Below are 25,731 nucleotides of genomic sequence, written 5' to 3'. Positions count from 1 at the left end.
CCGTTAGTCTTTGAGCATACCTTTTACTTCGCTAAAATCACCATCAACTGCTTCAATTTCTAACCCTAAAATTTGCGCAATAAGATTATAAACACTCACATTTTGAAACGTTCTTAGCCTTTTATTTACTTTAAAATCAGGTCCTTTCGCATAAAATATGGCGTGCATATCTTTTACTTTATTATCATATCCATGTGTTCCTTCCTTTATTTTCTGACTACTATTTTTCACTAAACTATATCCCTTTTTAGCTTCTATTACAAAATCTAAAGTTCTGTCGTTATTACCATAATGAAGTCTTTTGGGTAATTTACCCGTTTTCCAATACCTAATATGTGGTACTTTTCTAAGTGCTTTAGATATCGAATCTTGACTATTAAGGCTAGTACTAATACTCATTATAGGGTTTATTACTTCGGCATATTCTAGCCAATTGGGTTTTAAATAATCTAAAATTTTTACTTTTTTTCCATCACTAATATTTGTCATTCCATGATCAGAAACTATTATTAAATTGATTTCCTTTCCTATTGCTAATGCATCTAATTTTCTAGAAAGACTGCCGATTATAGAGTCCATTTTATGCACAACAACCTTGTTTTCATTAGACAAAGGACCAAAAGTGTGTCCTGTATAATCTGGTTCGTCAAAATAAAGAGTAATCAAATGGGGGCGTTCCTTTTCTGGCAATTTAAGCCATTCCATCACAGTTTCTATTCGGCTGTCATAGGGTACTGAAGCATCGTATCTCTTAAATATACTTGGGCTTCTATCACCAGTATCAGAACCCGGCCAAAAGAACGAAGCCGTTTTCACACCTTGTTCCTCAGCAACATTCCATATGGGATTGCCTCCATAAAAACGAGCATCAGTTTTAGCACTACTCCCTAAAGAGAAAGCTTCTTTAAGCTTCGGGTCATAAAAACTATTATTGACAATTCCATGGTGATCCGGATACAAGCCGGTTACAATACTATAATGATTCGGGAAAGTTTTAGTTGGATACGACGGTTTCATCGACTTCGCTTTTACACCTTTACTAGCTAAGGCATCTAGGTTTGGTGTGTCGAAATATTTATTGTAATCCCAACGAAATCCATCTAGCGAAACCAATACAACATAAGGTTTCTCATTATGCTGTGCATAACAACCATAGGCAAAAAGGAAGAAGAAGGTCAATACAATTATTTTTTTCATTTCTCAATCTTTAATTTTCAGTAAAGATATTATTTCCTCTTATTCACCTATGTTAAGAAATTATATTATAAGCTATAAATAATGATGGAAGAGAAAATATTACATTAACTGCGCTTCTTTCAAAGAAGTTTACTCTTAAAAATTGATATAATTACTTACTTTTACTTTTTACAACAATCAGTATTTCTATGCTAAACATGCTTCCTTTTTTATCCTTGTTTATTATTGCCCTTGCTATTGGGACTTTCATTGGAAAACTCATTTTCTCTGCCCGATTCCAATCTGAGAAGATCAGTTTAGAGGAAAAATTAATTGCGTCAAATTCACAATTCAATCAATTAAAGGAACAATTTTCAAATGACAAAACTGCTTTTGAAAAACAAATAGAAAATAGTGCGACTGAGAAAGAAGCCATTCGTAATGAAAAAGACAGCTTGGCAATCCAACTTTCTAAAAAAGAAGTTGATTTTGAGAATCTATGGGAACGAAATAAAGAGCAAAAAAACGAAGTAGAAAAACTACAGGAGAAGTTCACCAAGGAATTTGAGAATCTTGCCAATAAAATATTAGAAGAAAAATCTAATAAATTCACGGAACAGAATAAAGAAAACATGAAAAATATCCTGTCTCCTTTGCAAGACAAGATTCAGTTATTCGAAAAAAAAGTCGAAGACACCCACAAAGAAAGCATCGATTACCATGCGGCTTTGCGCCAACAAATTTTAGGCTTGCGCGAAATGAACATCCAAATGAGTAAGGAAACCATCAACCTAACCAAAGCATTAAAGGGCGACAGCAAAATGCAGGGAAATTGGGGTGAACTGGTACTGGAGCGAGTATTAGAAAAATCAGGTTTGGAAAAAGGACGCGAATACGAAGTGCAACAAAGCTTTACGACCGATGAAGGAAACCGCGTTTATCCTGATGTTGTGATCAATTTACCTGACGGTAAGAAGATGATTGTCGATTCAAAAGTTTCCTTGACCGCTTATGAGAAATACATCAACGAAGAAGACGACGATTTAAAAAGTGGTTATTTAAAAGAGCATGTCAATTCAATCAAGCGTCACGTAGAACAATTAGGAAATAAAAACTATCAGGATTTATATCAAATAGAAAGTCCTGATTTCGTATTGCTTTTTATCCCTATAGAACCCGCATTTGCTATGGCACTTAATGAGGACACTAGTTTGTACAATAAGGCATTCGAAAAAAACATTGTTATTGTAACTCCTGCTACCCTGCTAGCTACATTAAGAACGATTGACAGCATGTGGGCAAACCAAAAACAACAAGAAAACGCCTTTGAAATAGCGCGACAAGCCGGTGCCTTATATGATAAGTTTGAAGGGTTTGTAGCTGATTTAATAAAAATTGGCAAGAAAATTGACGAAACTAAAACAGAATATAGCGGTGCCATGAATAAACTGGTAGAAGGAAAAGGAAACCTAATTACCAGCGTAGAAAAATTAAAAAAGATGGGCGCAAAAGCTAAAAAATCGCTTCCTGAGAGTGTTTTGGCAAGAGCCGAAAGAGATGAAAACCAACAATTAAACTAAAATAAAATGAAAAAATTTTTAGGAATTATTGCGGCAGTGTTAATACTGTCCATAGTTAGCTATTTTACGTTTGTCTATTATGCCACCTATAGTGAAGGTATTCGATCTGGCCAACTAATCAAGTTTAGCCATAAAGGAGTCGCTTTCAAAACCTGGGAAGGAGAAATAAGCCAAGGCATATCAGGTTCACAAATATTTGCTTTTTCTGTATTGGATAAAGACAAACAAGTTATTAGTGATTTAAAAGAGCTGGAAGGACAGTATGTGAAACTGTCTTATATAGAACGATACAAAACATTCGCATGGTGGGGCGACACAAAATATTTCGTGATCGCAGTAAAAGAAGAAGAATCTCCGTTTAAATCAAAATAAACATGAATAACACATACAAAACTGTTGCCGCGTCAAATATTACCATTTCAGAATTAATGTTGCCGTCGCACACTAACTTTAGCGGTAAAATACATGGAGGTTATATTCTTTCGCTACTCGATCAAATTGCTTTTGCCTGTGCTTCAAAATTTTCCGGGAATTATTGTGTCACAGCCTCCGTGGACACAGTAGATTTTTTAAAACCCATTGAAGTGGGAGAATTAGTCACTATGAAAGCCAGTGTCAATTATGTGGGTAACAGTTCTATGATTATAGGGATCCGTGTAGAATCTGAAAATATCCAAACAGGAGTGGTAAAACACTGTAACTCCTCCTATTTCACCATGGTTTCTAAAGACAAAGAGGGGAAAAATGAAAAAGTTCCAGGTTTGATTCTTTCTAATTTAGAAGAAGTGCGTCGTTTCTGCAATTGCTTAAAGCAAATTTCCCTAAAAAAAGAAAAGGACCGTCATGAAGAAGTATTTAATTACAGTTCCATCGAAACATTAGCCAGCTTAGAAAAGTATAATGTTCTTGTCGAATTAGGCTAATTCTACTGTTTTAAACCCCTTATTTTAGATAAAATCGTCTAAAATCTATAATGAGGCCTAAAAATCCCTTTTCTAGGTCATGTTTGCTGTTTTAGCAGCTGTTTTTTACTAGTTATTTGAAATAAAAATCGTAACTTTAAGTAGTATCATACAGACTCTAAAATGAAAAAAAAACTACTCCTTTTTTTGCTGTTAACTGCATTCATCATTGATGCTCAAGAAAAAAGAACCTCTACTAAGGGGGTAATTGTTTTCGAAGCATCGGTGCCTTTTTTTGAGCCGGTAAAAGCCAAAAACGATGGGGTAAATCTTATTTTAAATACAAAGAAAGGAATCATCACATTTGTAGTCTATATCGACCGTTTTTCGTTTGAAAGAAGTTTAATGCAGGAGCATTTCAACGCAAATTATATGGAAAGTAAAAAATACCCTAAAGCTACCTTTAAGGGATTAATTGAAAAGTTCGATTTAAAAAATATTGCTCCTGATGCAACAGAGTATTATATCAAAGGAAAAATAACCATGCATGGCAAATCAAAAAACATTCGAGTCCTTGCCAAAATTAAAAAAGTAGCCGCAGGAATAGAATTAATATCTAATTTCACCCTAAACTCTGATGATTATAATATCGAAATTCCATATATCGTTAGGAGTAAAATATCGAAAAACGTAAATGTAAAGGTTAAAGCTGTTTTATAATAGAACAACTATGCTAACATTAAAATAGTTCCTTTTAGAAATCTTAATTTCTAACAAGTTATAATCTAGAACACTCTTACTAAATTAAAGCCAAACGCGATCTCTCCTTTTACCCAATCACCAGTAGTCTGCCCTAAAAATCCGGACTCGTGCATTGCTTTTGCATTTGTAAAATGCATCTGAAACACGTGACCTCCAGTTTCTAAATCCACACCAATAGAAAGCGGATTCTTATAAATCGATTCGTTAGCGCGATTTAAATGTGCTCCATAATCAGCATTCACAGACCACCGTTTCGCAAATTTATATCTCCCTCCTACTCCGATGGCATATTGACTATTGCTTTGTGGATTGGGAAGAATTACATTATTTTTACTATCTAGTATATCCCTAACTGTATTCTCATGGAAAAATGTTGGTGCAAGCTCAAATGATAATTTTTCGTTTACCTTTTTAGAAATTAAAAGTTGAGTGACATAAGTTAATCGATCCTGAAACTGAATGTTTGGGTAATTAGCTTTCTTGAACTCTGTATTTACGGCCAAGCTATTAAACCCCGCAATGGTAATGGGAAAACCTTCTGTCTTTTGTGAAACCAATACATATTTAACTCCCGCCTCGTAGGTTTCCTGAAAACCACTTCTAGCCACTTGAATGGTCAAATTATCTAGAAGCCCGTATGCAAACTTCAATTGAGTATTAGCATTATCTAATCCAAAAAAATCATCAAAACCTCGATTTAAATAATCAAAACGATGGGCTACAACAAAATACAAATCTCCTTTTCCAACTAATTTGGTAGATTCAAAATTGACTATTTTCAATGATTTAAATGCTGAAAGTTCCGTATTATCAACTTTTTTATCATCTATCTCGGATAATAAATCATTTTGCCCTAGTACCACTAGTGGGAATAAAAACGTCAGTAATATTTTTTTCATAATTTATAATATTTCAATTTACAATAACACATTGATCTAACTTTATCTCTTCTAATAAAGAATCATATCCTAAAAGTCGCCCTTTTACTTCTACCTCAAGTTGAGGCTTAATAGATGCTGGCAAATCATTATCAAACAACGCAAATAATTTTTCGTTTATAACAATTGATTTGTTTTTATAGTCAATTTTAGTAATTCTTCCAGAGACGGAAATGGTCTTGTCTAAATATTTTTCATTCGCCTGAAACTCATCAGACATAAATTCCGTATATAAGGTATCAACGTTTACAGAAAAGCTTTCCTTTTCATTAGAAATATCTCTGTGTCCTTGATAAACAAACAAATATCCGCCTATTGAGACCACTAAAAAAATTAACAATGCAATTACAATTTTATATTTAGCCATACTTATATTCACAATATTTTAACAAACATAATGTAATATTATTCACAATCAGTTATTAATAACCTAACTTTATAAACACAAAATAAAATGACCATGAAAAAATTAAATCTAATCGTTTTAGCTATGTCTGCAATAATTGCGCTAAGCTGCTCTTCAGGTTCTGAATCAGATATTGCTCCGGCACCAAACTCGAATCCCAATCCAAATCCGAATCCAACACCTAGTTCAATAACCTATACCAATACGATAAAGGGAATCATGACGGCAAATTGCACTTCCTGTCACGGCAGTACTCCTTCAAATGGAGCAAGCATCTCATTAGACACCTACGCCAGAGTAAAAACTTCCACACAAAATAATTTAGCAGAAAGGATATCTAGAGCTCAAGGTACTTCTGGAATGATGCCACAGGGCAGAAGCAGATTACCTCAAAGTACAATAGATATGGTTGTAAGCTGGAGTAACAGTGGTTATGTAGAATAATCAAATATAAAACCGTGTAAATAGCAGCAATAAAAAAGATGAAACTAATTAAAATATTTTCTTTCTACTTTCTATTTCTTAGTACTTTAATAATGGCTCAAGACAGGAAAGTAACAAAAACAGGCGAGGTGAATTTTGAAGCTTCAGTGCCCTCATTTGAGGAAGTTGCAGCAACTAATACATCTGTGAGCTGTATTTTAAACGCGAAAACTGGTGAAATAGCTAGCCTTGCTTTAATTAAAGGCTTTCGCTTCAAAGTCGCCTTGATGGAAGAACATTTTAATGAAAATTATCTTGAAAGTAATAAGTACCCAAAGGCGATTTTCAAGGGTATGCTAAAAGATTTTAATATCGATAAACTTGGTAGTACACTTAAAGAATATGAAATGAAGGGTAAATTAGACTTACATGGAAAGTCGAAAGAGATTAATACAACGGCATTACTTAGAAGAAATGGAGATATTATCGAAGTCATTACAAATTTCATTGTGAATACTGATGACTTCGATATAACAATACCAAAAGTGGTCAGTAATAAACTATCTAAAAAAATCAACATTAAATCTAAGTTTCTACTACGATAATCCCCTCAGCTAATTTCATTTACCAAGGCATACTCGTAGCGTTTCCTCAAGATTTTCGTATTTAAATTGAAATCCTAATTGCTGTACTTTTGCCGAAGAAACCCTTCTTCCTGTCAACACTATTTTAGACATTTCACCTAATACCATTTTAATCAGAAAACCTGGGACATTTGGAAGCCAGATTTTGTACCCAAACACCTTTGCCAATGTTTTAGAAAAACCAGCATTAGTAGTAGAATCGCTTATTGCGGCATTATAAGACCCTTCCATATTTGGGTTCTTAAGCGCTTCAAGATAGATTGCACACAAGTCCTCCACATGAATCCAAGGCATGTATTGTTTTCCAGAACCCAATGCAGAACCCAATCTCCATTTAAAGATAGGCGTTAATTTATTTAGAAAACCATCGTTCTTACCTAAGACTAAACCGGTACGTACTTTCACTGTACGTATTCCCAATTTTTTAAACTGATCTGCAGCGGCTTCCCATTTTTGACATGTAAGTCCTAAGAAATCTTCACCTAAAGCAGTGCTTTCCGTACAAATTTCTTCCCCATTCACCGCTCCATAAATACCAACAGCCGATGCAGAAACAAAGGCGTCTAATTTTTTATCATTCTTTTTTAAAACAGAATAAATCAGTTGAGCTGACTGTTGCCGACTATTAATAATTTCTTCTTTTCGCTTACTAGTCCATGGTTTTTCAGCAATATTAGCACCAGCTAAATGGATTATATAATCCGCATTGAGTACCGCCTCTTTTTCTATGGTTTGTTTTTGTATGTCCCAAGTATAGTAAAAAATAGATTCAGTATTTTCTCTCTTACTTCTACTGAGTATAGAAACGGTATATCCGCTATTTATCAAAAGCTTTGTTAGTTCCTTCCCAACAAAACCAGTACCTCCTGTGAGTAATACATTCTTTTTCATAACAGTATATTTAATCGTTCAATTCATCTAAATCAAAGATACAACTAATTTTTGTTTAACTTTATGATTATTTCGTTAAACATTCCTTACCTTTATACTCTAATTTATTAATTAATTGAAAATGGCTACGAAGAAAACTGCAATTACAAAAGAGAAAATAGTTTCTATGTATATGAACTATATACTAGAGAATGGCGAAAAACCCAAATCAGTATATCTTTTCGCAAAATCGAATGGCTTTACTGAAACCGATTTTTATGCCTTTTTTGGAACTATCGAAAGTGTCGAAAAAGAAATCTTTAAAACATTTCTCGAAATGACAATCGAATTACTCCATAAAGATAACAACTATTCAGACTATGATATGAAAACAAAGATGTTAAGTTTCTACTTTACATTCTTCGAATTACTTTCTGCTAATAGAAGTTATGTCAGCATGATTTTAAAGGAGCACGATAACCAACTTAAAAATCTAATGCAGCTTTCAAGTCTGAGAACTGCTTTTAAGAAATATGTTGGTGAAATTATAACTGATGAATATCGCATTAAGCAGGAAAAGTTTCAAGACTTTCAGAAAAAAGCAATTCAAGAAAGTGCTTGGATTCAATTATTGCTAACTCTAAAATTCTGGCTGGACGACGACTCCCCATCATTTGAGAAAACAGATATCTACATTGAAAAATCGGTGAAACTGAGTTTTGAGTTGATGAATATTGCACCAATAGATAGTTTAATTGACTTTGGAAAATTCATTTTCAAAGAAAAAATACAAAACAAATAATGAAAACGATAGATTATATACCAACGTCAAAAATTGAAAGAGCCACAAAACTTGTACAAACAGGTGCAAAAGTAGGCGTCAATTACCTTAAATATTACGGAGAAAAAATCGTGAATTCAGACTTGACACGTGATAAACTAAATGAGGACAATGCTGAGGACATTTACGACGGCTTAAAAAGCTTAAAAGGAAGCGCCTTGAAAGTCGCTCAAATGCTAAGTATGGATAAAAGTTTTTTACCACAGGCTTATGTAGAAAAATTCTCTTTGTCTCAATTTTCTGTACCGCCACTTTCGGCGCCGTTAGTATTAAAGACTTTCAAAAATAATTTTGGCAAAACGCCTTATGAAATTTTTGATGAGTTTAACGCTAATTCTGTAAATGCTGCCAGTATCGGTCAAGTCCATTCGGCGGTAAAAAACAATAAAAAACTAGCGGTAAAAATTCAATATCCTGGAGTTGCTAACAGTATCTCTTCTGATTTAGCTTTGGTAAAACCAATTGCTATTAGAATGTTTAACCTACAAGGAAAAGACTCTGACAAGTACTTTAAAGAAGTTGAAGACAAACTAATTGAAGAAACCAATTATTTATTGGAACTAAAACAAAGCCAAGAAGTCGTTAATGCCTGCAAGAAAATAGAGAATCTTGTTTTCCCGGAGTACTATCCTGAGTATTCTTCTGAGAAGATTATAACGATGGACTGGATGACCGGAGTTCACCTTTCTGAGTTTAAAAATTCAGATCCTATAATCGCCAATAAAATTGGGCAAGCCTTGTGGGATTTTTACATGTACCAAATCCATATTCTGAAAAAAGTACATGCTGACCCTCATCCAGGTAACTTTTTGGTCAATGATAAAAACGAATTAATCGCGATTGATTTTGGATGTATGAAAATTATACCAAATGAGTTTTACGTTCCTTATTTTGAATTGATAGATCCAAAAGTAATTGACAACAAAAAGCTTTTTAGCGAAAAGTTGTTCGAACTAGAAATCCTAAGGGCTGATGATTCTAAAGAAGAAATAGCTTATTTCACATCTATATTTTATGATCTATTATCATTGTTCACGAAGCCGTTCCAAGAAGAAACTTTCGATTTTTCAGACGCTGTTTTCTTTGAAAGTATAGCTAAATTAGGTGAACGATTTGCCAGTGACACTAACCTTAGAAAAATGAATGGAAACCGTGGTTCTAAACATTTTATCTATATGAACAGAACGTTTTTTGGCCTCTATAATTTAATGTTTGATTTAAAAGCCAAAATTACAGTGACCGAATATCTAAAATACTAACAATGGCAGAACATCATCTATCTGATATAGAAAAAGATCGCGTAATTGAAATGGCTTGGGAAGACAGAACCACATTTGAGGCAATCCAAATGCAATTTGGTCTAAAAGAGCAAGAAGTAATTGACCTGATGCGAACCGAAATGAAACCATCCAGTTTCAGAATGTGGCGCGAACGTGTTCAAGGTAGAAAAACAAAACATGAAAAGCTTCGTGATTTTGAAAAAGGCAGGTTTAAATGTACACGCCAAAGACAAATAAATAATACTAAAATTTCGAAAAGATAAATATTCACACCTACTTTAAATGAAAAACATACTTATTATAGGCGGAAGCAAAGGAATAGGAAGTGCTATTTTAATGCAACAATTAGAACAAAATAAAATTTTTAACATCAGCCGCACCGCACCTGATGTAACACACCCTAACTTAATCCATTATCCCTTAGACGTACTTAACGATCTATTGCCTGAGATAGAAATGATTGACACACTGATCTACTGTCCCGGTTCAATTAATTTAAAACCAATAGGGAGTTTAAGTATAGATGATTTTAGAAACGATTTTGAAATCAACGTAATAGGAGCTGTAAAAGTCATTCAGAAATATTTACCTGTTTTAAAAAAGGGAGCAAATCCTTCGATTGTATTATTTAGTACAGTTGCAGCAAAACTAGGAATGCCATTTCACGCTAGTATTGCTACAGCAAAAGCAGGAGTCGAAGGATTAGTTAAATCGTTGGGAGCCGAGTTGGCATCGGTAGTACGCATCAATGCCATTGCTCCCACGATTACCGAAACCTCTTTATCAGCAGGAATTTTAAGAAATGATCGAATGAAGGAAAACATGGTAGAACGTCACCCGATGAAAGGATACTTAAAACCAGAAGAAGTTGCAGATATGGCTGATTTTTTAATCTCTGAAAAAGCCAAATCAATTTCGGGTCAAGTTTTTGAAATGGATTACGGTATCGTATCCTTTAAAATATAAATAAAATCAAGAGTTAATACGGTAAGAATATGATAGCTAAAGAAATGAAAAGTTACGAAAAAGTAGAACGTTATGACACTGAAATGACAGACGCAATCGCTGAAAATTATAAAGAAATAATAAACAATCTAGGCGAAGATGTAAATCGAGAAGGAATTGTGAGTACACCAGTCAGAGCAGCCAAAGCGATGCAATATTTAACGCATGGATATGGCCTTGACCCGCTACAAATTTTAAAATCGGCATTATTCACAGAGGATCACAGGCAGATGATCGTCGTAAAAGATATTGAAGTTTATTCCATGTGTGAACATCATATGTTGCCTTTTTTCGGAAAAGCACATGTCGCCTATATTCCGAATGGACAGATTGTAGGGCTTAGTAAGATTCCCAGAATAGTGGATGCTTTTGCCAGAAGAATGCAAGTACAAGAAAGATTAACAGATCAAATAAAAGATTGTATCCAAGAGGCTTTAAACCCATTAGGTGTTGCAGTAGTGATTGAAGCACAACACATGTGCATGCAGATGAGAGGAATTCAAAAACAGAATTCAGTAACTACTACCTCCTCATTTACAGGTGCATTTGAGAAAGACAAAACAAGAAAAGAGTTTATTAGTCTGATTTCCAATAAATTTAGTTAAATTTAATACTCAAAATAAAATCTATGAAAATTCTCTTAACCGGCGCAACAGGATACATTGGAAAAAGGCTTTTACCCATTTTAATCGGGCAAGGCCATGATGTAATTTGTTGCGTGAGAGATAAAAACAGGTTTTATACGCCAAAAGAATTCGAAAAAAACATCACTGTAATTGAAGTTGATTTTCTAAAAGAAGAAACTTTAAAAAACATTCCCGATGATATTGATGCCGGTTATTACCTCATCCATTCCATGGCAAGTTCAAAGGATAATTATGATGAACTAGAAAGTACCTCAGCCACTAATTTTGTCAATAGGGTAAACAGTACTAATGCACAACAAGTTATTTACCTAACTGGAATTGTAAATGACGATTCTCTTTCGAAACACCTTGCATCCAGAAAAAATGTAGAAGACATATTAAACACTGGTACTTTTGCACTAACAGCCTTAAGAGCGGGAATCATTGTGGGCTCAGGAAGCGCATCCTTTGAAATTATTAGAGATCTGGTACTTAAGCTTCCTATCATGATTACCCCAAAATGGCTCAATACTAGATGTCAGCCTATTGCCATCCGTAATGTCCTTGAATTCTTATCAAAGTCCTTATTAAATCCATTAACCTACAATCAAAATTTTGACATTGGAGGGCCCGATATACTTACCTATAAAGAGATGTTATTAGGCTTTGCCAAAGCTAAAAACTTAAAAAGATGGATTTATACAGTGCCTTTAATGACTCCTAAATTGTCTTCTTATTGGCTTTATTTTGTTACTTCTACCTCTTATAAATTAGCTTCAGCATTAGTAAGCAGTATGAAGGTTGAAGTAGTTTGCAGGGACACCAGAATAAACGAACTGCTTGGTATACAGCCCATGTCATACAAACAAGCACTTTCTCTTGCATTAATCAAAGTAGGTGAAGATAAAGTAGTTTCTAGTTGGAAAGATTCCTTAGCAAGCGGAAGGTTTAGCACTAATATTTCTGAATATTTAAAAATTCCAAAGAAAGACTGTTTTATTGACCGCCGTAAAAAAGAAATTATAAATAGAGAATATACGATTGATAAAATCTGGTCCATAGGCGGCGAATCCGGTTGGTATTATGGAGATTGGCTCTGGGGAATTCGAGGTTTTATCGACAAACTTTTTGGAGGTGTAGGCTCTCGAAGAGGAAGAACAAACAGACATGAGATTCACTCAGGAGACGTTTTGGATTTTTGGCGGGTTTTGTATGCCAATAAAGAAGAAGGAAAACTAGTGCTGTATGCCGAGATGAAACTACCTGGTCAGGCATGGCTCGAATTCAAAATAATAAATAATACATTGTACCAAGCGGCAACGTTTAAGCCTAAGGGTATTTGGGGGAAATTATACTGGTATTCTGTATTGCCTTTTCACGGCTTCATTTTTAATGGGATGCTGAGTAAGTTGATAAAGTAAAACTATTTAAATATTTAATATTTAAATATCCTTCAATAATACATAAACTCAAACTTGTCATTCTGACAAAGGAAGAATCTCATCAAACGACTCCCGTACATAGGATTCCTTCTTCGTCGAAATGACAAAAAAAAGGTTATTTCAATATTCCTGCTTTGTAAGTCGCTATAGCTCTATCTCTCGCCATAGCATGTTCTACCATAGGTTGACCATATCCTAAATCAAATTCAGGAATCCATTTCCTGATGTAAATTCCTTTTTCGTCAAATTTTTTCAGTTGGATTTCAGGATTGAAGACCCTGAAGTAAGGAGCGGCATCACAGCCGGTTCCTGCTGCCCATTGCCAATTGCCCACATTGGACGCCATTTCATAATCCAGCAATTTTTCGGCAAAATAGGCTTCACCCCACTGCCAGTTTATCAATAAATGTTTGCATAGAAAACTCGCTACAACCATACGCACTCTATTATGCATATAACCAGTTTCATTGAGTTGGCGCATTCCGGCATCGACCATGGGATATCCTGTAGTACCAGAACACCAGCGCTTGAAATCGGCTTCATTGTTTCGCCATTGAATTCCATCGTAGGCCGGTTTAAAATTATGCGTCACTTCTCTTGGAAAATTAAACAGAATTTGCATAAAAAACTCTCTCCATATCAATTCACTCAAAAAAACAGCATTTGTTTTAGCCGCCCAATTGACCATCTTTCGAACACTTACCGTTCCAAAACGAAGATGCGGTGATAAATAGGACGTACCGTCTATAGCTGGAAAATCACGTATCTCCTGATACTCAGAAATCTGTTTTAGATTGTACGGAAGCACTTTAATATTACTTTCCTCAAACCCTATTTCTTCCAAGGATGGAAAAATATAATTTGATTTATGAAAATTAGAAGAAGTATCTGAGCCTGTATACTCACGTACTGGCGCCATAGCATTATATTTATCCAACCACTTATTCTTAAACGGGGTATAAATAGTGTACGGCAATCCATCTGCTTTTGTGATTTCCTTTTCTTCAAAAATGACTTGGTCTTTAAAAGAAAACGGAATGATATTCTCGCTTTGCAAAAGTTCACAGATAACATCATCCCTTTTGATGGCATACTGCTCATAATCTTTATTAAAGAATACTTCTTTAACGTCAAATTCCTGAATAAGCGATTTCCATACGGCAGTAGTTTCTCCTTTTTTAACCAATAGCGAACTTCCTATTTGTTTTAGTTGTTCATTAATAGTAGATAATGATTCATGGATGAATCCAACTCTTGCATCGTTTCTTGGCAAACTATCTAAGATAGAATCGTCAAAAACAAATAACGGAATGATAGGATAATTAGATTCCAGAGCGTGAAATAAACCAATGTTATCTTCCAAACGCAAATCGCGTCTAAACCAAAAAAAAGATACTGTCTCTTTTGCCATTATTTTGAATTGAATATTTCGTTTACCTTTACTACTCTATGTTCAAAAATTTCATTTAATTTATTCTTAACCATCAAGGTATTCATTATTCTACCTAAAAAGCCTAACGGCAAAGCATAATGAACGATATCCGTCATTTTAGTACCGTTTTCAGTAGCTTCAAAAAAGTGTTTGTGATGCCATAAAGCATAGGGTCCAAAACGTTGTTCGTCTACAAAATAACTATTTTCTTTAACAAAACTGATTTCTGTCATCCAAGGAATTGTTATACCCAAAAGTGGGGAAACTTTATACTGAATTATTTGTCCAGCGTACATGGGTTTATTATCGAAATCAGTGATTTCGAATCCCATCGTTTCTGGTGTTATTTTTTGTAAATTACCTGGTTTGGAAAAAAATTCCCAACATTCCTCTACTGTTGCATTTACGTGTTGAACAGTTTCTTTTTTATATATTTTCATGATTATTTTTGGATTAAATTGTAGTCTTAGCTACTGTTGTGCGTGAGGGATTGCAGCGGAGCTCTTTATGGTCTCGTTCTTAAAACGAGATCATAAAAGCGGGAGTGTAAAGCCCGACCACTTTGAAAAAACAAAAAAAATGTTTTTTCAAAGTGGTCACGCCCAAATAAAACTATTATATTTTATAGTACTTAAAAGGGACAAACAACATACCGAAACATTCGCCATGCTCTTTACCTAGATGTTTGTGATGTACTTTATGGGCTTTGCGTAAACCAACAAGGTACTTGTTTTTTGTGTTCTTGAACCATTTGAATCTCTGGTGGATTAACACATCATGAATCATAAAATAAGAAAAACCATATGCCGTGATTCCGAGTCCAATGAAGAACAAATAGTTAATCCCTCCTTCAACGCCATAGTAAAAAAGCACGATACTAGGGATAGCAAAAATCACAAAGAAAATATCGTTGCGTTCAAATGGATGCGCATATTTAGGCTGATGATGATCTTCATGGAAATACCACATCAATCCGTGCATCACGTACTTGTGGGTTAGCCAGGTCACACATTCCATAAACAGAAAAACGCCAAGGAAAATAGAAAAAGAAATCATTGTTGTTTGTATTTAATTAATTTTAACTGCTGGAAATGGGTTTTATAGTCTTATACCAACTTCAACTTATAAGACACGAAAGACTGTGCTAATAATGCCGCTTTAGTATAATTAGAAACCCGTACTCTTTCATTTCCAATTTGGTGATAAGGAGTATTCTCTAATTTCTTTAATAATTTTTTATAATAGACATAGGCGGTATAAACCCCAAATTTAGCTTCAATAGGCAACTTAACAATTCCCTCGTAGGCAATCTTAAAATCCTCTTCAATTTCTTTTATAATAGCATTTTTAGCCTTTTCATCGAAAGAATTCAAATCGATTCCAGGAAAATAATTTCTGTTCAACACCAGGTTATCCTCTTTTAAATCCCTTAAGAAATTTACTTTTTGAAAAGCAGACCCCAAGCGCATTGCCTCTCCTTTTAGTTGCTCATATTTCTGGTCTTGACCAGCTACAAAAACCTTAAGACACATTAAACCTACCACATCAGCAGATCCATAAATGTACTCATTATACTCTTCAAGACTGTTATAATCTGATTTGATTAAGTCCAGTTTCATGCTTTTTAAGAAAGCCTGAATAAGATCATCCGTAATATTATATTCTTTCACGGTACTTTGAAAGGAATTTAATATTGGGTTCAAACTTATCCCTGAATTGTAGGCTTTATAATATTCTTTTTCGAAATCATTAATCAAATCTTCTTTGTCAAAACCATGAAAAGAGTCCACTATTTCGTCCGCAAATCGAACAAAACCATAGATACTGTATATAGCATCCCTAATACTTGGCGCAAGCATATATACCGCTAAGGAAAATGAAGTGCTGTAGTTTTTTGTCACCAGCTTACTGCATTTGAATGATACGTCGTCAAATAATTGCTTCATAATTATTGGTCTAAAAATTGTTTATTAATTAAATCTGACACTAATTTTCCTGAAATTAATGCTGGTGGCACACCCGGCCCAGGAACGGTCAATTGTCCTGTGAAATATAAATTACGTACTTTTTTACTTTTAAGCTTTGGTCTTAAAAAAGCCGTTTGTAATAAAGTATTAGCCATTCCATAGGCATTCCCTTTGTATGAGTTATACTCTTTTACAAAATCATTTTTGCAAAATGCTATCTTAAAGATAATATTATTTTTTAAACTTTGCTGTGTCAACTGCTCAAAACGATCTATTATTTTATTGAAATACTCCTCCCTCAGCTCTTCTGAATCATTGATTCCAGGAGCTAATGGAATAAGAAAAAAACCAGACTCCATTCCTTCGGGAGCGGCAGTTTTGTCTGTCAAAGAAGGGAAGTTAGCATAAAACAAAGGCTCTTTTGGCCATTGCGGCTCATCATAAATATCTTTAGCATGCTGATAAAAGTCAACATCAAAAAACAAAGCATGATGTGATATGTTTTCAATTTTTTTATTAAATCCAACGTAAAACAGTAAAGATGAAGGAGCAAAAACACGGCTTTCCCAGTATTTTTCTGAGTAGGCACGAAATTCCTTGTCTAATAATGTTTCAGTATGATGGTAATCAGCGCCACTTAAAACTAAGTCAGAATCAATCTTTTCGCCATTAACTATGATCGCTGTTGCGGTTTTATTTTCGACTATGATTTTTTCAATATTCGAGTTGGTATGAAACGTTACTCCCAGTTCTCTAGCAAGACTTTCCATGGCTCGCACCACATCAAACATTCCAGTTTTTGGATGCCAAGTACCCATTCCAAAATCAGCGTAATTCATAAAACTATAAAAAGACGGCGTATCAGACGGTTTTGCTCCCAAGAACAATACAGGAAATTCAAGAATTTGAATTAGACGTTCGTTTTTAAATTTCTTACGAACATCTCGACTGATATTGCTAAAAAACTGCCCAATCTTCTTTGTTGTTTCGACCGTTACAAGTTCTAATGGCGAAACTCCAGGACGGTATACCAGGTCTTTGATAGCAATATCATAATTGCTTTTTGCTTCTGTTATGAACTCGTGCAAAATTTTTCCGCTTCCTTTTTCGATAGCTTCGAAAGTAGCTTCAATTTCTGCTAAATTATCTGCGATTGCAATAAATTCATCTACTCCAAAGTACACCCGATAAGCAGGAGATAATTTTATGAGCTCATAATAATCTGTTGTTTTTTTACCAAAATCAGCAAAGAAACGATCGAAAACATCTGGCATCCAGTACCAACTTGGCCCCATATCAAATGTAAAACCATCCTTTTTTAATTGCCTTGCTCTTCCACCAATGGTAGCATTCTTTTCAAAAACCACGACCTCGTGACCGGCTTTTGCTAAATAACAAGCAGCAGATAATGCTGAAAACCCAGAACCTATAATTGTAATTTTCTTTTTCATTTGTTTAGCAAATATACAAAATGATTAAACAAAACCTAAATTTTTTCCACTAATTCCGCAATAGAATCAAAAACAACTACTCTTTCAGAAAGATTTTCTTTATCAATAAACTGAGTTAACCAGCCTGTATACCAGAGTTCTGTCGTATCATCTAATAGTTCATCTGTCATTTGTCCTATATAGTCATCAATGGCACTTCTCTCCGGCTGAACCGTTAGATAAGACACAAAAACAATGGATTCGAAATGTTTTTTCAGATCTTTTAAGTTATCAATGGGCATACTTTCCCCTAAATAAACGGTCTTATGACCACTTAACAAAATCTCGTAATTCAAATACATCAACCCCAGCTCATGTATTTCATTCATAGGAAGCGAAAGCACAAAAACCCGCTCTAATTTAGTAGGCTTGACCGTCTGAAGTTTTTCCGTATTGACTAATACTTTTTGTTTAATTAAATAACTAATAAAATGCTCGTGAGCAGGAGTAATTGTATCTGTTTGCCACAACAAACCTAGCTCTTCCAGCAATGGAATAAATACCTGATTAAATATCTCTTTGAATGATTTTTCCTCAGTAAGCCAATTGTACGTGTTAAAAAAAAGCTCCTGATCAAAATTCATCATAGCCATTTTGAAAGCGGTGATAGCATGATTTTTTGCACTCTTTGAAGATACAATTTCTCTTACCATCACTGGGATCTGATCTTCTGGATAAGCAGAGATTTTAGATATTTTATATCCATAATCGTGCAATAAAGTAATGTTCAACAGTTTTTGCAAACTCGCCAAATCATACAATCTGATATTAGTATCTGTGCGCATTGGTTGCAGCACATTATACCTTTTTTCCCAAATACGTATGGTGTGTGCTTTTATACCGGAAAGATTTTCCAGGTCCTTTATGCTAAAAACATTTTTTATATTGTTCATTATTTATTCATATTTATTAAACAAATGTAGTTTATTTATTTGTTATAAATCTGAAAATAAGTTAAAAACTATGCTTTTAGTGGGGCATCCTTGAATGAATTAAGCTTATTTAAATACAAAATTGTCTTCGAATTGTCTGTACTTCGGGTGTACATCGGTTCAAATTTAGCTCCGTAAATTACTTCCTCAAAAGTATAAGAAGTACGAGTGGCAACAGTATTACTGAACATATCATCAAACGTTTTTACAAAAACGAGAATTTCACCTTGCGTATTGGCGAAATCATCCTTTGTAAATTGATACAGTGGACTTTCTTCAGTAATGGGATGCACTAAGGTCCAACTTAAGGGCAATGCATTTACCTTTTCCAATTCTAATTCCAACGAATAGAATTTATTAACTTTCTTTCCGTTTTCCTCAATACTCATCCCCAAAGTTATTTTAGCTTCTGCATCAGTAAAATTGGTATTTTTATAAGGCGTTAAACGTATCATCAGCCCTGAAATATCTCCGTAAGGCGCGATCACCGCATTGTGCGAGAATTTTAAAAAAGCTGTGGGTTTACTAAACCTTCCAAAGAATAAACCTGTGGCAATAGCAAAACTCAACAAACCAATTAAAGCCTCTGCAGCAGAAAGTGAGCTGGTCAAAAAACCAGTGGGACTGATGTGGCCATAACCAACAGTGGTAAACGTTTGTGCACTAAAAAAGTAAGCCTGCCCAAATTTTACCCATTCACTGTCTGTACTTGTAATTCCGTCTAAATGTTCGATCCCAATTACATAATAAATAGAGGCAAATATAAAATTGATTCCGACATAAAAAGAAAGAATAATCAGCATAAACCTCCAAACTGCCATATCAATCATCGTGTGATACCAGCTGATGCGCTGCAAAATAGGCATCCCTCGCTTCTCTACATTAGCACTTCCATTTTTATTTACAAAACGACCGCCATAGCTGCTAGCGTTGGTCCCAAATCCTGTGTTTTTATCTGCTTTTGCCCGAAGGTTTATTCTCTCTAATAATGCCATTTCCTATGTCTTATATAAAACCAAAATTAGATAAAATTAACTAGCATCCAAATATTATGTTCCTTCAGAAGACCACCCGATTGGCGCAGGAAATCGAATACCGATCCCACAGGCCTATCACAATTGGCCGCTGAAGAATTTTTCTAACTCCTATAGCAAATAAATTTTCATTATATATTTCGTAAACGACTGAAAATCAGTATCTTTATGTAAGTTGTAGTATTTTATCGTTTAAAATAGTGAGACATGTATAGCGAGATCTTAAAAGACCGAGAAGAAGCGGCCATTTTACTTTCGGAAAAATTAAAAAAGTACAAAAACAGCAATTCGGTTGTTTTCGCAGTACCCAGAGGAGGCGTACCCCTTGGTTATGAAATTGCAAAAAACTTACAACTCCCTTTAGACATTGTTCTTTCTAAAAAAATTGGACATCCAACCAATAAAGAATTTGCGATTGGCGCTGTTTCATTAGATTCTACCATTCTAGATAAACATCCTGATGTAGCTAAGGAATACATAGAAAATGAAATTACTAGACTCCGAACTGTACTTCGCGAAAAATACAAACTCTATAGAGGTGATCGAGAGCCCTTAGAGATTAAAGATAAAAATGTTATTCTCGTAGATGACGGAATAGCGACAGGGAATACGCTATTAGCAAGTATAGAAATGCTGCGAAAACGGCACCCTGCTAAAATTGTCGTTGCCGTTCCAGTCTTACCCTACGATACTGTCCCCATATTTGAAAAACAGACCGACGAACTTATCTATTTGATAGCCTCAAAACATTTCAGGGGTGTAGGTAGTTTTTTCGAAAATTTTCAGCAAGTAGAAGACGACGAAGTAATCCAAATGCTGGAAGCCACCTACCCCCTTGCATAAATGCCATACAATTCACTTATTCAAAGAATGGAAATCATGAAAAAACTAGAACTAAACATCCCTCTAACTCATGTCACACTAAAAGGAAATTTAATAATTCCCGAAGAGGCAGCAGCAATTATTGTGTTCTCCCATGGAAGTGGTAGTAGTCGGTTTAGCACCAGAAACAGGATGGTGGCTGAACTCATTCGAAAACAAAAAATAGGCACTTTACTATTTGATTTACTGACAGTTGAGGAAGACAGCGTTTACGAAAACAGATTTAACATTGACTTATTGGTTAGCCGATTGATTGAAACTACGGAATGGCTTATGAATTATAATGAAGCGAAGAGCTTACCCATCGGCTATTTTGGAGCTAGTACTGGAGCGGCTTCGGCATTGCGGGCAGCGGCCTATTTTGGTGACACTATAAAAGCGGTGGTCACTCGCGGCGGCAGACCTGACTTAGCTTTAAGCGCTCTTCACCAAGTGACAGCTCCAACATTACTAATTGTAGGCGGCGATGATATGCCTGTAATCGAAATGAATAAAACGGCATATGACGAATTACTTTGCACAAAAGAAATGAAAGTTGTTACCGGAGCAACCCATCTATTCGAAGAGCCAGGAAAACTCTCAGAAGTGGCTGATTTAGCAATTACTTGGTATAAAAAACATTTGGTCCATAAAAAGGAATATCACTAAGCCACAACGCTACCAAAATCCCCATTGAGGGATTTTTTTTTGGCAATAACAGAAACAGCGACTTGAGTACTACATCTGGGCGATAGACTCATAATTTTTTTTATATTTGACATTAGGAAAAAAAACATTCAAAATGCACGAAAAAAAATTAATTGAAGACCATCCATATATCCGCTACAGCAAACCCATTCTTTCTGCCGAAGAAATGCTTGAACGTTCTCTATCTTTTTATGAAGCCATGGACAGCAGACGCTCGGCGCGAGAATTTTCAGATAGACCAGTTCCTCGCGAAGTAATTGAAAACATTATAAAGACAGCTTCTACCGCTCCTTCTGGCGCGCACAAGCAACCTTGGACTTTTTGTGTGATTGAAAATCCCGAAATTAAAAAACAAATCCGTATCGCTGCCGAAGAGGAAGAACTACAAAGTTATGAATCCCGCATGTCTAGTGATTGGCTGGAAGATTTAAAACCTTTAGGAACAGATTGGCGAAAGCCTTTTCTAGAAACCGCTCCTTACCTCATCATCGTTTTTAGACGTATTTATGAATTTGGTGCTGACGGCAAGAAGAAAAACAACTATTATGTTCAAGAAAGTGTAGGCATTGCGGCAGGATTTTTGTTGGCAGCAATACATAATGCTGGTTTGGTTTCTTTAACCCATACTCCTAGTCCAATGAATTTCTTGACCAAAACCCTGGACCGACCAGAAAATGAAAAACCTTTTTTATTGATTCCCGTGGGTTATCCTGCCGAAGAATGCTGGGTTCCTGATTTACAAAGAAAAGCACTCGAAGACATTTGTGTATTCTATTGATTGAAACAAAGTGTACCTTTAACAAAAGCTATGACCATGAAGAAACTAACTAAAGAAGATATTAGTCAGGAAGTATTTGACCTATACGATGACTACGCTCATAACAAAATTGACAGAAGAAGGTTCGTTGAAAAATTATCCTTGTTTGCTGTAGGAGCTCTTACTGTTCCTTCCTTACTTAGTTTTATGACGCCTAATTATTTGGATTCCATTTTGATTAAACCTGGTGATCCAAGGTTAAAATCGAAATACATCACATACGAATCTCCGAAAGGTGGAGGGAAGATCAAGGCACTTTTATCTCAGTCAACAGAAACGAAAAAAAAACTGCCCGGAATAATCGTAGTACACGAGAACCGCGGACTAAATCCTTATATCGAAGATGTAGCCCGAAGAGCTGCCGTAGAAGGGTTCATCACTCTTGCACCCGATGCTTTATCCCCATTAGGCGGTTACCCTGGAAATGACGACGACGGAAGAGAATTACAAAAAAAGCGAACACGTGAAGAAATGCTTGAAGACTTCATTGCAGCTTATAACTATCTCATATCCCATAAAGATTGTAATGGTCAAGTGGGTGTTGTAGGATTTTGTTTTGGAGGTTGGATTGCCAATATGATGGCGGTAAAAATTCCAACTTTATCGGCAGCGGTACCTTATTACGGCGGGCAGCCTACCGCCGAAGAAGCCGCGCAAATAAAAGCTCCGCTATTACTGCACTATGCAGGTTTAGACAGCCGAATAAATGAAGGTTGGCCTGCCTATGAAACCATTCTCGTAAAGAATAGAGTAGAAAATACAGCATACACCTATCCTGGAGTCAATCATGGCTTTCACAACAACACAACGCCCAGATATGATGAAGCTGCAGCTACATTATCATGGACACGAACAATTAATTTTTTTAAAGAAAAACTAAACAAATAGGAGATTATGGCATCAGGAATTTTTGCACTGCTGGACGATATTGCAGCACTTATGGATGACGTTGTGGTGATGAGTAAAATAGCAACTAAAAAAACAGCAGGAATATTAGGTGATGATTTGGCTGTTAATGCTGAAAAGGCATCAGGATTTGTTTCCTCTAGAGAAATCCCCGTGCTATGGGCCATAACAAAAGGCTCATTTTTAAACAAATTAATCATCCTACCGCTGGCTTTTCTATTAAGCTATTTTATACCTTGGTTAATTACAGTCGTACTTATATTAGGTGCTATTTATCTAGCATATGAAGGTGCTGAAAAAATATACGAATATGTAGTCCCTCATGAACATGCCATTACTACAATTGAAGCCACGATCCTTAGCGAAGAAGAAGTATTAACGCTCGAAAAAGGAAAAATAAAAGTAGCCATAATAACTGACTTTATACTATCTGTAGAAATCGTGATTATTGCCTTGGGTAGTGTATTAGGAAAACCTATTTCGACTCAAATTATGGTAGTTACTTTTGTGGCGGTTTTAGCCACCGTAGGAGTCTACGGAATTGTAGCTGCAATTGTTAGAATGGACGACCTAGGAATCCGACTAACAGCTCACAAAAGCAAAACCTCAAAATTAATCGGTAACGGATTGATACAATTACTACCCATAGTGATAAAAAGCCTAGCCTTTATAGGAACAATCGCATTGATTCTGGTAGCAGGGGGAATATTCATGCATAATATTGAACCATTGCATCATTTACTACAAAACTTACCTTCGATAGTAGGAGAAATCATTGCTGGACTAGTTGGCGGAATCATAGCACTGGTGGTCGTAAAAGGATTCAAAAAAATATTTGGTAAGAAAAACGATGCTGTTGAAAATCTGGATACTATAAATAAAGGCTAGTTTGAAACATATAAAAAAAATAGGCAAAGCAGTACTCAAAATAATACAATATGAAATCCTTTTTACTACTATTAGTACTATTATCAACTCATTTAAACGCTCAGAAAAGTCTAACATTTGACAAAACTAATCTTCAATGTGAAGACAAATGGATAGTGTATCAAATGGATAAAGACAGTATTTATCATTATGGCTTTATTTACATAGACCCGCAAGCAGGTTTGACACTTCACTACGAAGGAGGTTTCAAAATTGATAAAAAAGGCACCTTTTACAAAGTTGACACCGATAAAAAGAAGGATGTTGCATTTATAAAAATTCGATTGCAACCTAATAAAATTGCAATTGCAGTCCTACCTGAAGAAAAATTTAGTGAACTTAATATTCAAAAAAATCCGGAATGGCTTGCAATTTACAAAGTTGATGAAGGTTCCGTCGGCAGACTGTATCTTTGGGGTTTTATGTACAATGGATGGAATGAAATTGAAAAAGCATTGACTTTTTTAGAGAAAGCAGAAAAAATAGATCCAAATTTTAAAGGCTTACAAACTGAATTGGCTTTTTCATATAATGCAATCGGTTTTTATGATAAAGCTGAAAAAAGTCTAAAAAAAGCAATTGCTAACAATCCTATGGATTGTTACACCTATAAAGAATTAGCTTATACCTATACCAAATTAGAACAAATTGATAAAGTAATCGCTACCTATGATGTCATGGTCAAATACTGTAAGGAGACCAATTTCATACAAGAAACAGCCTATAATTTAGCGTTCGAATATTTCAAAACTAAAGACAAAACTCAATTTAATGTTTGGAAAATTGAAACTAAGAAATGGTCAAAAACAGAAAACCAATATATCAAAAACCTAATTCAAATGGAGGCGGAACTAAATAAATCTTAATTTTAATTACAATCACAGGATGAGTAACGATTAACAAATTATAGATAATGATTTCCATACAATTAATAAATACCACAAATTCACTCTATCTACTAGAACAAGATCTAAGAAACCACATTTTACTGAGACCAATTGGTGTTCCAGACCATGCTTGGGAAATGCACGATAAAAAGGCCTGGCATTTTGTGGCAGTTGAAAACGATGTTGTTATTGGATGTGTGGTATTAAACCCACTAAACCCTGAAAAAACCAAAACACAACTCATGCAAATGGCAGTTGAAACCAATCAGCAAGGAAAAGGCATCGGGAAATTATTAGTAAAGGAATTGCTGTCTTTTTGTATGTCTAACGGAATTAAAGAAGTGGTTTGTCATGCGCGCGACAATGCCGTTCCCTTTTATTTGATTTTAGGGTTCGAAATCTATGATGAACCGTTTGTGGAAGTAGGCATTCCTCATGAACACATGAGAATTAGTATAGCTGATTAAAAGTTAGAATAAATGCAATACCATAATACAAAAGCAGTATAACAGCTGAAAACCAAAAGTTTTCGGCTGTTATACTGCTGTAAAATCATTTACCGCAAACTTGTCATTCCGACGAAGGAGGAATCTCATTACGTGAGCAGTTTGATGTAATTGCTATTCCAGTTCGGGTAAGCCCTCGTGTCCTCCTTACGTCAGAATGACAAAACAACCGTTTTTATCGACAACCATAAACTATAATCAGGGACAACAACATAATTGTAAAAAAACCATTTTTCACCCCACAAAAAAAACCAATCATGGGGCTGTTTTCAATATATTCAACTCAACCTTATTTACTCAAATACATTTTTCTTCTCGAGTACAATTCGTAGAATTAATCATCTTTCAGGTCATTAATAAACAAGAGCC

General features: G+C 35.0%; 30 protein-coding genes. 19 read left to right on the top strand and 11 right to left on the bottom strand.

Going from position 1 to position 25,731, the window contains the following annotated elements; genetic code table 11:
- Positions 1 to 3: 3 nt before the first annotated feature.
- On the bottom strand, positions 4 to 1,197 hold the full coding sequence (locus BLV35_RS16020) for an alkaline phosphatase family protein (RefSeq protein WP_091092563.1): 1,194 nt from the start codon (positions 1,195 to 1,197) through the stop codon (positions 4 to 6).
- 188 nt (positions 1,198 to 1,385) lie between these two features.
- Here BLV35_RS16020 and rmuC point away from each other — a divergent pair, with 188 nt between their 5' ends.
- The 4 genes from rmuC (at position 1,386) to BLV35_RS16000 (ending at position 4,378) form a co-directional block, all read left to right on the top strand.
- Entirely contained in the window at positions 1,386 to 2,756 is a 1,371-nt protein-coding gene (gene rmuC / locus BLV35_RS16015) for a DNA recombination protein RmuC (RefSeq protein WP_091092561.1), read from the top strand.
- Positions 2,757 to 2,762: 6 nt separating this feature from the next.
- Positions 2,763 to 3,128 (top strand): 6-phosphogluconate dehydrogenase, encoded by a 366-nt coding sequence (locus BLV35_RS16010; RefSeq protein WP_091092559.1) that lies wholly within the window; start codon positions 2,763 to 2,765, stop codon positions 3,126 to 3,128.
- A gap of 2 nt (positions 3,129 to 3,130) precedes the next feature.
- Positions 3,131 to 3,679, top strand: coding sequence for an acyl-CoA thioesterase (locus BLV35_RS16005; protein ID WP_091092556.1), 549 nt, complete (start codon positions 3,131 to 3,133; stop codon positions 3,677 to 3,679).
- A 162-nt stretch (positions 3,680 to 3,841) separates the two neighbouring features.
- On the top strand, positions 3,842 to 4,378 hold the full coding sequence (locus BLV35_RS16000; protein WP_091092553.1) for a YceI family protein: 537 nt from the start codon (positions 3,842 to 3,844) through the stop codon (positions 4,376 to 4,378).
- A 65-nt stretch (positions 4,379 to 4,443) separates the two neighbouring features.
- Here the strand turns inward: BLV35_RS16000 and BLV35_RS15995 are convergent, their stop codons facing one another.
- On the bottom strand, positions 4,444 to 5,319 hold the full coding sequence (locus BLV35_RS15995) for a DUF5777 family beta-barrel protein (protein WP_091092551.1): 876 nt from the start codon (positions 5,317 to 5,319) through the stop codon (positions 4,444 to 4,446).
- Positions 5,320 to 5,332: 13 nt separating this feature from the next.
- Positions 5,333 to 5,725 carry an OB-fold protein gene (locus tag BLV35_RS15990; protein ID WP_091092549.1) on the bottom strand — a complete coding sequence of 131 codons (393 nt, stop codon included), beginning with the start codon at positions 5,723 to 5,725 and terminating at the stop codon, positions 5,333 to 5,335.
- Positions 5,726 to 5,818: 93 nt separating this feature from the next.
- Between BLV35_RS15990 and BLV35_RS15985 the strand changes: the two genes are divergently transcribed.
- Complete coding sequence (locus BLV35_RS15985) at positions 5,819 to 6,208, top strand: c-type cytochrome (protein WP_091092547.1); 390 nt, start codon at positions 5,819 to 5,821, stop codon at positions 6,206 to 6,208.
- Between the two features lie 92 nt (positions 6,209 to 6,300).
- Positions 6,301 to 6,792, top strand: coding sequence for a YceI family protein (locus BLV35_RS15980; protein WP_245712090.1), 492 nt, complete (start codon positions 6,301 to 6,303; stop codon positions 6,790 to 6,792).
- 15 nt (positions 6,793 to 6,807) lie between these two features.
- Here BLV35_RS15980 and BLV35_RS15975 read toward each other — a convergent pair whose 3' ends face one another.
- Complete coding sequence (locus BLV35_RS15975; RefSeq protein WP_091092541.1) at positions 6,808 to 7,722, bottom strand: TIGR01777 family oxidoreductase; 915 nt, start codon at positions 7,720 to 7,722, stop codon at positions 6,808 to 6,810.
- A 121-nt stretch (positions 7,723 to 7,843) separates the two neighbouring features.
- Here BLV35_RS15975 and BLV35_RS15970 point away from each other — a divergent pair, with 121 nt between their 5' ends.
- From BLV35_RS15970 to BLV35_RS15945, 6 genes are read left to right on the top strand one after another with little or no spacing between them, the layout of a single operon-like run.
- Complete coding sequence (locus BLV35_RS15970; protein ID WP_091092539.1) at positions 7,844 to 8,503, top strand: TetR family transcriptional regulator C-terminal domain-containing protein; 660 nt, start codon at positions 7,844 to 7,846, stop codon at positions 8,501 to 8,503.
- A complete protein-coding gene (locus tag BLV35_RS15965; protein ID WP_091092536.1) occupies positions 8,503 to 9,801 on the top strand; it encodes an ABC1 kinase family protein in 1,299 nt (432 codons plus the stop codon). Before BLV35_RS15970 ends, BLV35_RS15965 begins: the two co-directional genes overlap by 1 nt.
- Before the next feature lie 2 nt (positions 9,802 to 9,803).
- Positions 9,804 to 10,085 (top strand): TIGR03643 family protein, encoded by a 282-nt coding sequence (locus tag BLV35_RS15960; protein ID WP_091092533.1) that lies wholly within the window; start codon positions 9,804 to 9,806, stop codon positions 10,083 to 10,085.
- Positions 10,086 to 10,104: 19 nt separating this feature from the next.
- Positions 10,105 to 10,788 (top strand): SDR family NAD(P)-dependent oxidoreductase, encoded by a 684-nt coding sequence (locus BLV35_RS15955; protein ID WP_091092527.1) that lies wholly within the window; start codon positions 10,105 to 10,107, stop codon positions 10,786 to 10,788.
- A 29-nt stretch (positions 10,789 to 10,817) separates the two neighbouring features.
- On the top strand, positions 10,818 to 11,432 hold the full coding sequence (gene folE / locus BLV35_RS15950) for a GTP cyclohydrolase I FolE (RefSeq protein WP_091092525.1): 615 nt from the start codon (positions 10,818 to 10,820) through the stop codon (positions 11,430 to 11,432).
- 23 nt (positions 11,433 to 11,455) lie between these two features.
- Entirely contained in the window at positions 11,456 to 12,874 is a 1,419-nt protein-coding gene (locus BLV35_RS15945) for an SDR family oxidoreductase (protein ID WP_091092523.1), read from the top strand.
- A gap of 136 nt (positions 12,875 to 13,010) precedes the next feature.
- Here the strand turns inward: BLV35_RS15945 and BLV35_RS15940 are convergent, their stop codons facing one another.
- The 7 genes from BLV35_RS15940 to BLV35_RS15910 form a co-directional block, all read right to left on the bottom strand.
- Positions 13,011 to 14,306: a cryptochrome/photolyase family protein gene (locus BLV35_RS15940; protein ID WP_091092520.1), complete on the bottom strand. Its 1,296-nt coding sequence runs from the start codon at positions 14,304 to 14,306 to the stop codon at positions 13,011 to 13,013.
- Entirely contained in the window at positions 14,306 to 14,767 is a 462-nt protein-coding gene (locus BLV35_RS15935; protein ID WP_091092518.1) for an SRPBCC family protein, read from the bottom strand. Before BLV35_RS15935 ends, BLV35_RS15940 begins: the two co-directional genes overlap by 1 nt.
- Positions 14,768 to 14,942: 175 nt before the next feature.
- A complete protein-coding gene (locus BLV35_RS15930; RefSeq protein ID WP_091092516.1) occupies positions 14,943 to 15,383 on the bottom strand; it encodes a sterol desaturase family protein in 441 nt (146 codons plus the stop codon).
- 50 nt (positions 15,384 to 15,433) lie between these two features.
- On the bottom strand, positions 15,434 to 16,273 hold the full coding sequence (locus tag BLV35_RS15925; protein WP_091092514.1) for a phytoene/squalene synthase family protein: 840 nt from the start codon (positions 16,271 to 16,273) through the stop codon (positions 15,434 to 15,436).
- Positions 16,274 to 16,275: 2 nt separating this feature from the next.
- Complete coding sequence (locus BLV35_RS15920; RefSeq protein WP_091092511.1) at positions 16,276 to 17,745, bottom strand: phytoene desaturase family protein; 1,470 nt, start codon at positions 17,743 to 17,745, stop codon at positions 16,276 to 16,278.
- A 35-nt stretch (positions 17,746 to 17,780) separates the two neighbouring features.
- Positions 17,781 to 18,677, bottom strand: a complete 897-nt coding sequence (locus tag BLV35_RS15915) for a MerR family transcriptional regulator (protein WP_091092509.1) — start codon at positions 18,675 to 18,677, stop codon at positions 17,781 to 17,783.
- Between the two features lie 68 nt (positions 18,678 to 18,745).
- On the bottom strand, positions 18,746 to 19,711 hold the full coding sequence (locus tag BLV35_RS15910) for an ion channel (protein WP_091092506.1): 966 nt from the start codon (positions 19,709 to 19,711) through the stop codon (positions 18,746 to 18,748).
- Positions 19,712 to 19,957: 246 nt separating this feature from the next.
- Between BLV35_RS15910 and BLV35_RS15905 the strand changes: the two genes are divergently transcribed.
- The 7 genes from BLV35_RS15905 (at position 19,958) to BLV35_RS15875 (ending at position 25,323) form a co-directional block, all read left to right on the top strand.
- Complete coding sequence (locus BLV35_RS15905) at positions 19,958 to 20,593, top strand: phosphoribosyltransferase (RefSeq protein WP_091092504.1); 636 nt, start codon at positions 19,958 to 19,960, stop codon at positions 20,591 to 20,593.
- A gap of 36 nt (positions 20,594 to 20,629) precedes the next feature.
- Positions 20,630 to 21,280 (top strand): dienelactone hydrolase family protein, encoded by a 651-nt coding sequence (locus tag BLV35_RS15900; RefSeq protein ID WP_091092765.1) that lies wholly within the window; start codon positions 20,630 to 20,632, stop codon positions 21,278 to 21,280.
- A gap of 133 nt (positions 21,281 to 21,413) precedes the next feature.
- Positions 21,414 to 22,097, top strand: a complete 684-nt coding sequence (locus BLV35_RS15895; protein WP_091092763.1) for a nitroreductase family protein — start codon at positions 21,414 to 21,416, stop codon at positions 22,095 to 22,097.
- 36 nt (positions 22,098 to 22,133) lie between these two features.
- A complete protein-coding gene (locus BLV35_RS15890) occupies positions 22,134 to 23,024 on the top strand; it encodes a dienelactone hydrolase family protein (RefSeq protein ID WP_091092760.1) in 891 nt (296 codons plus the stop codon).
- Between the two features lie 6 nt (positions 23,025 to 23,030).
- A complete protein-coding gene (locus BLV35_RS15885) occupies positions 23,031 to 23,930 on the top strand; it encodes a DUF808 domain-containing protein (protein WP_091092502.1) in 900 nt (299 codons plus the stop codon).
- A gap of 50 nt (positions 23,931 to 23,980) precedes the next feature.
- On the top strand, positions 23,981 to 24,835 hold the full coding sequence (locus BLV35_RS15880; RefSeq protein WP_143031872.1) for a tetratricopeptide repeat protein: 855 nt from the start codon (positions 23,981 to 23,983) through the stop codon (positions 24,833 to 24,835).
- Positions 24,836 to 24,882: 47 nt separating this feature from the next.
- Complete coding sequence (locus BLV35_RS15875) at positions 24,883 to 25,323, top strand: GNAT family N-acetyltransferase (protein WP_091092497.1); 441 nt, start codon at positions 24,883 to 24,885, stop codon at positions 25,321 to 25,323.
- Positions 25,324 to 25,731: the final 408 nt, after the last annotated feature.

This window comes from Flavobacterium gillisiae (assembly GCF_900107635.1).
Classification (GTDB): Bacteria; Bacteroidota; Bacteroidia; order Flavobacteriales; family Flavobacteriaceae; genus Flavobacterium; species Flavobacterium gillisiae.
The sequence above is the reverse complement of the archived record's forward strand: the minus strand, read 5'-3'. Positions and strand labels throughout refer to the sequence as shown.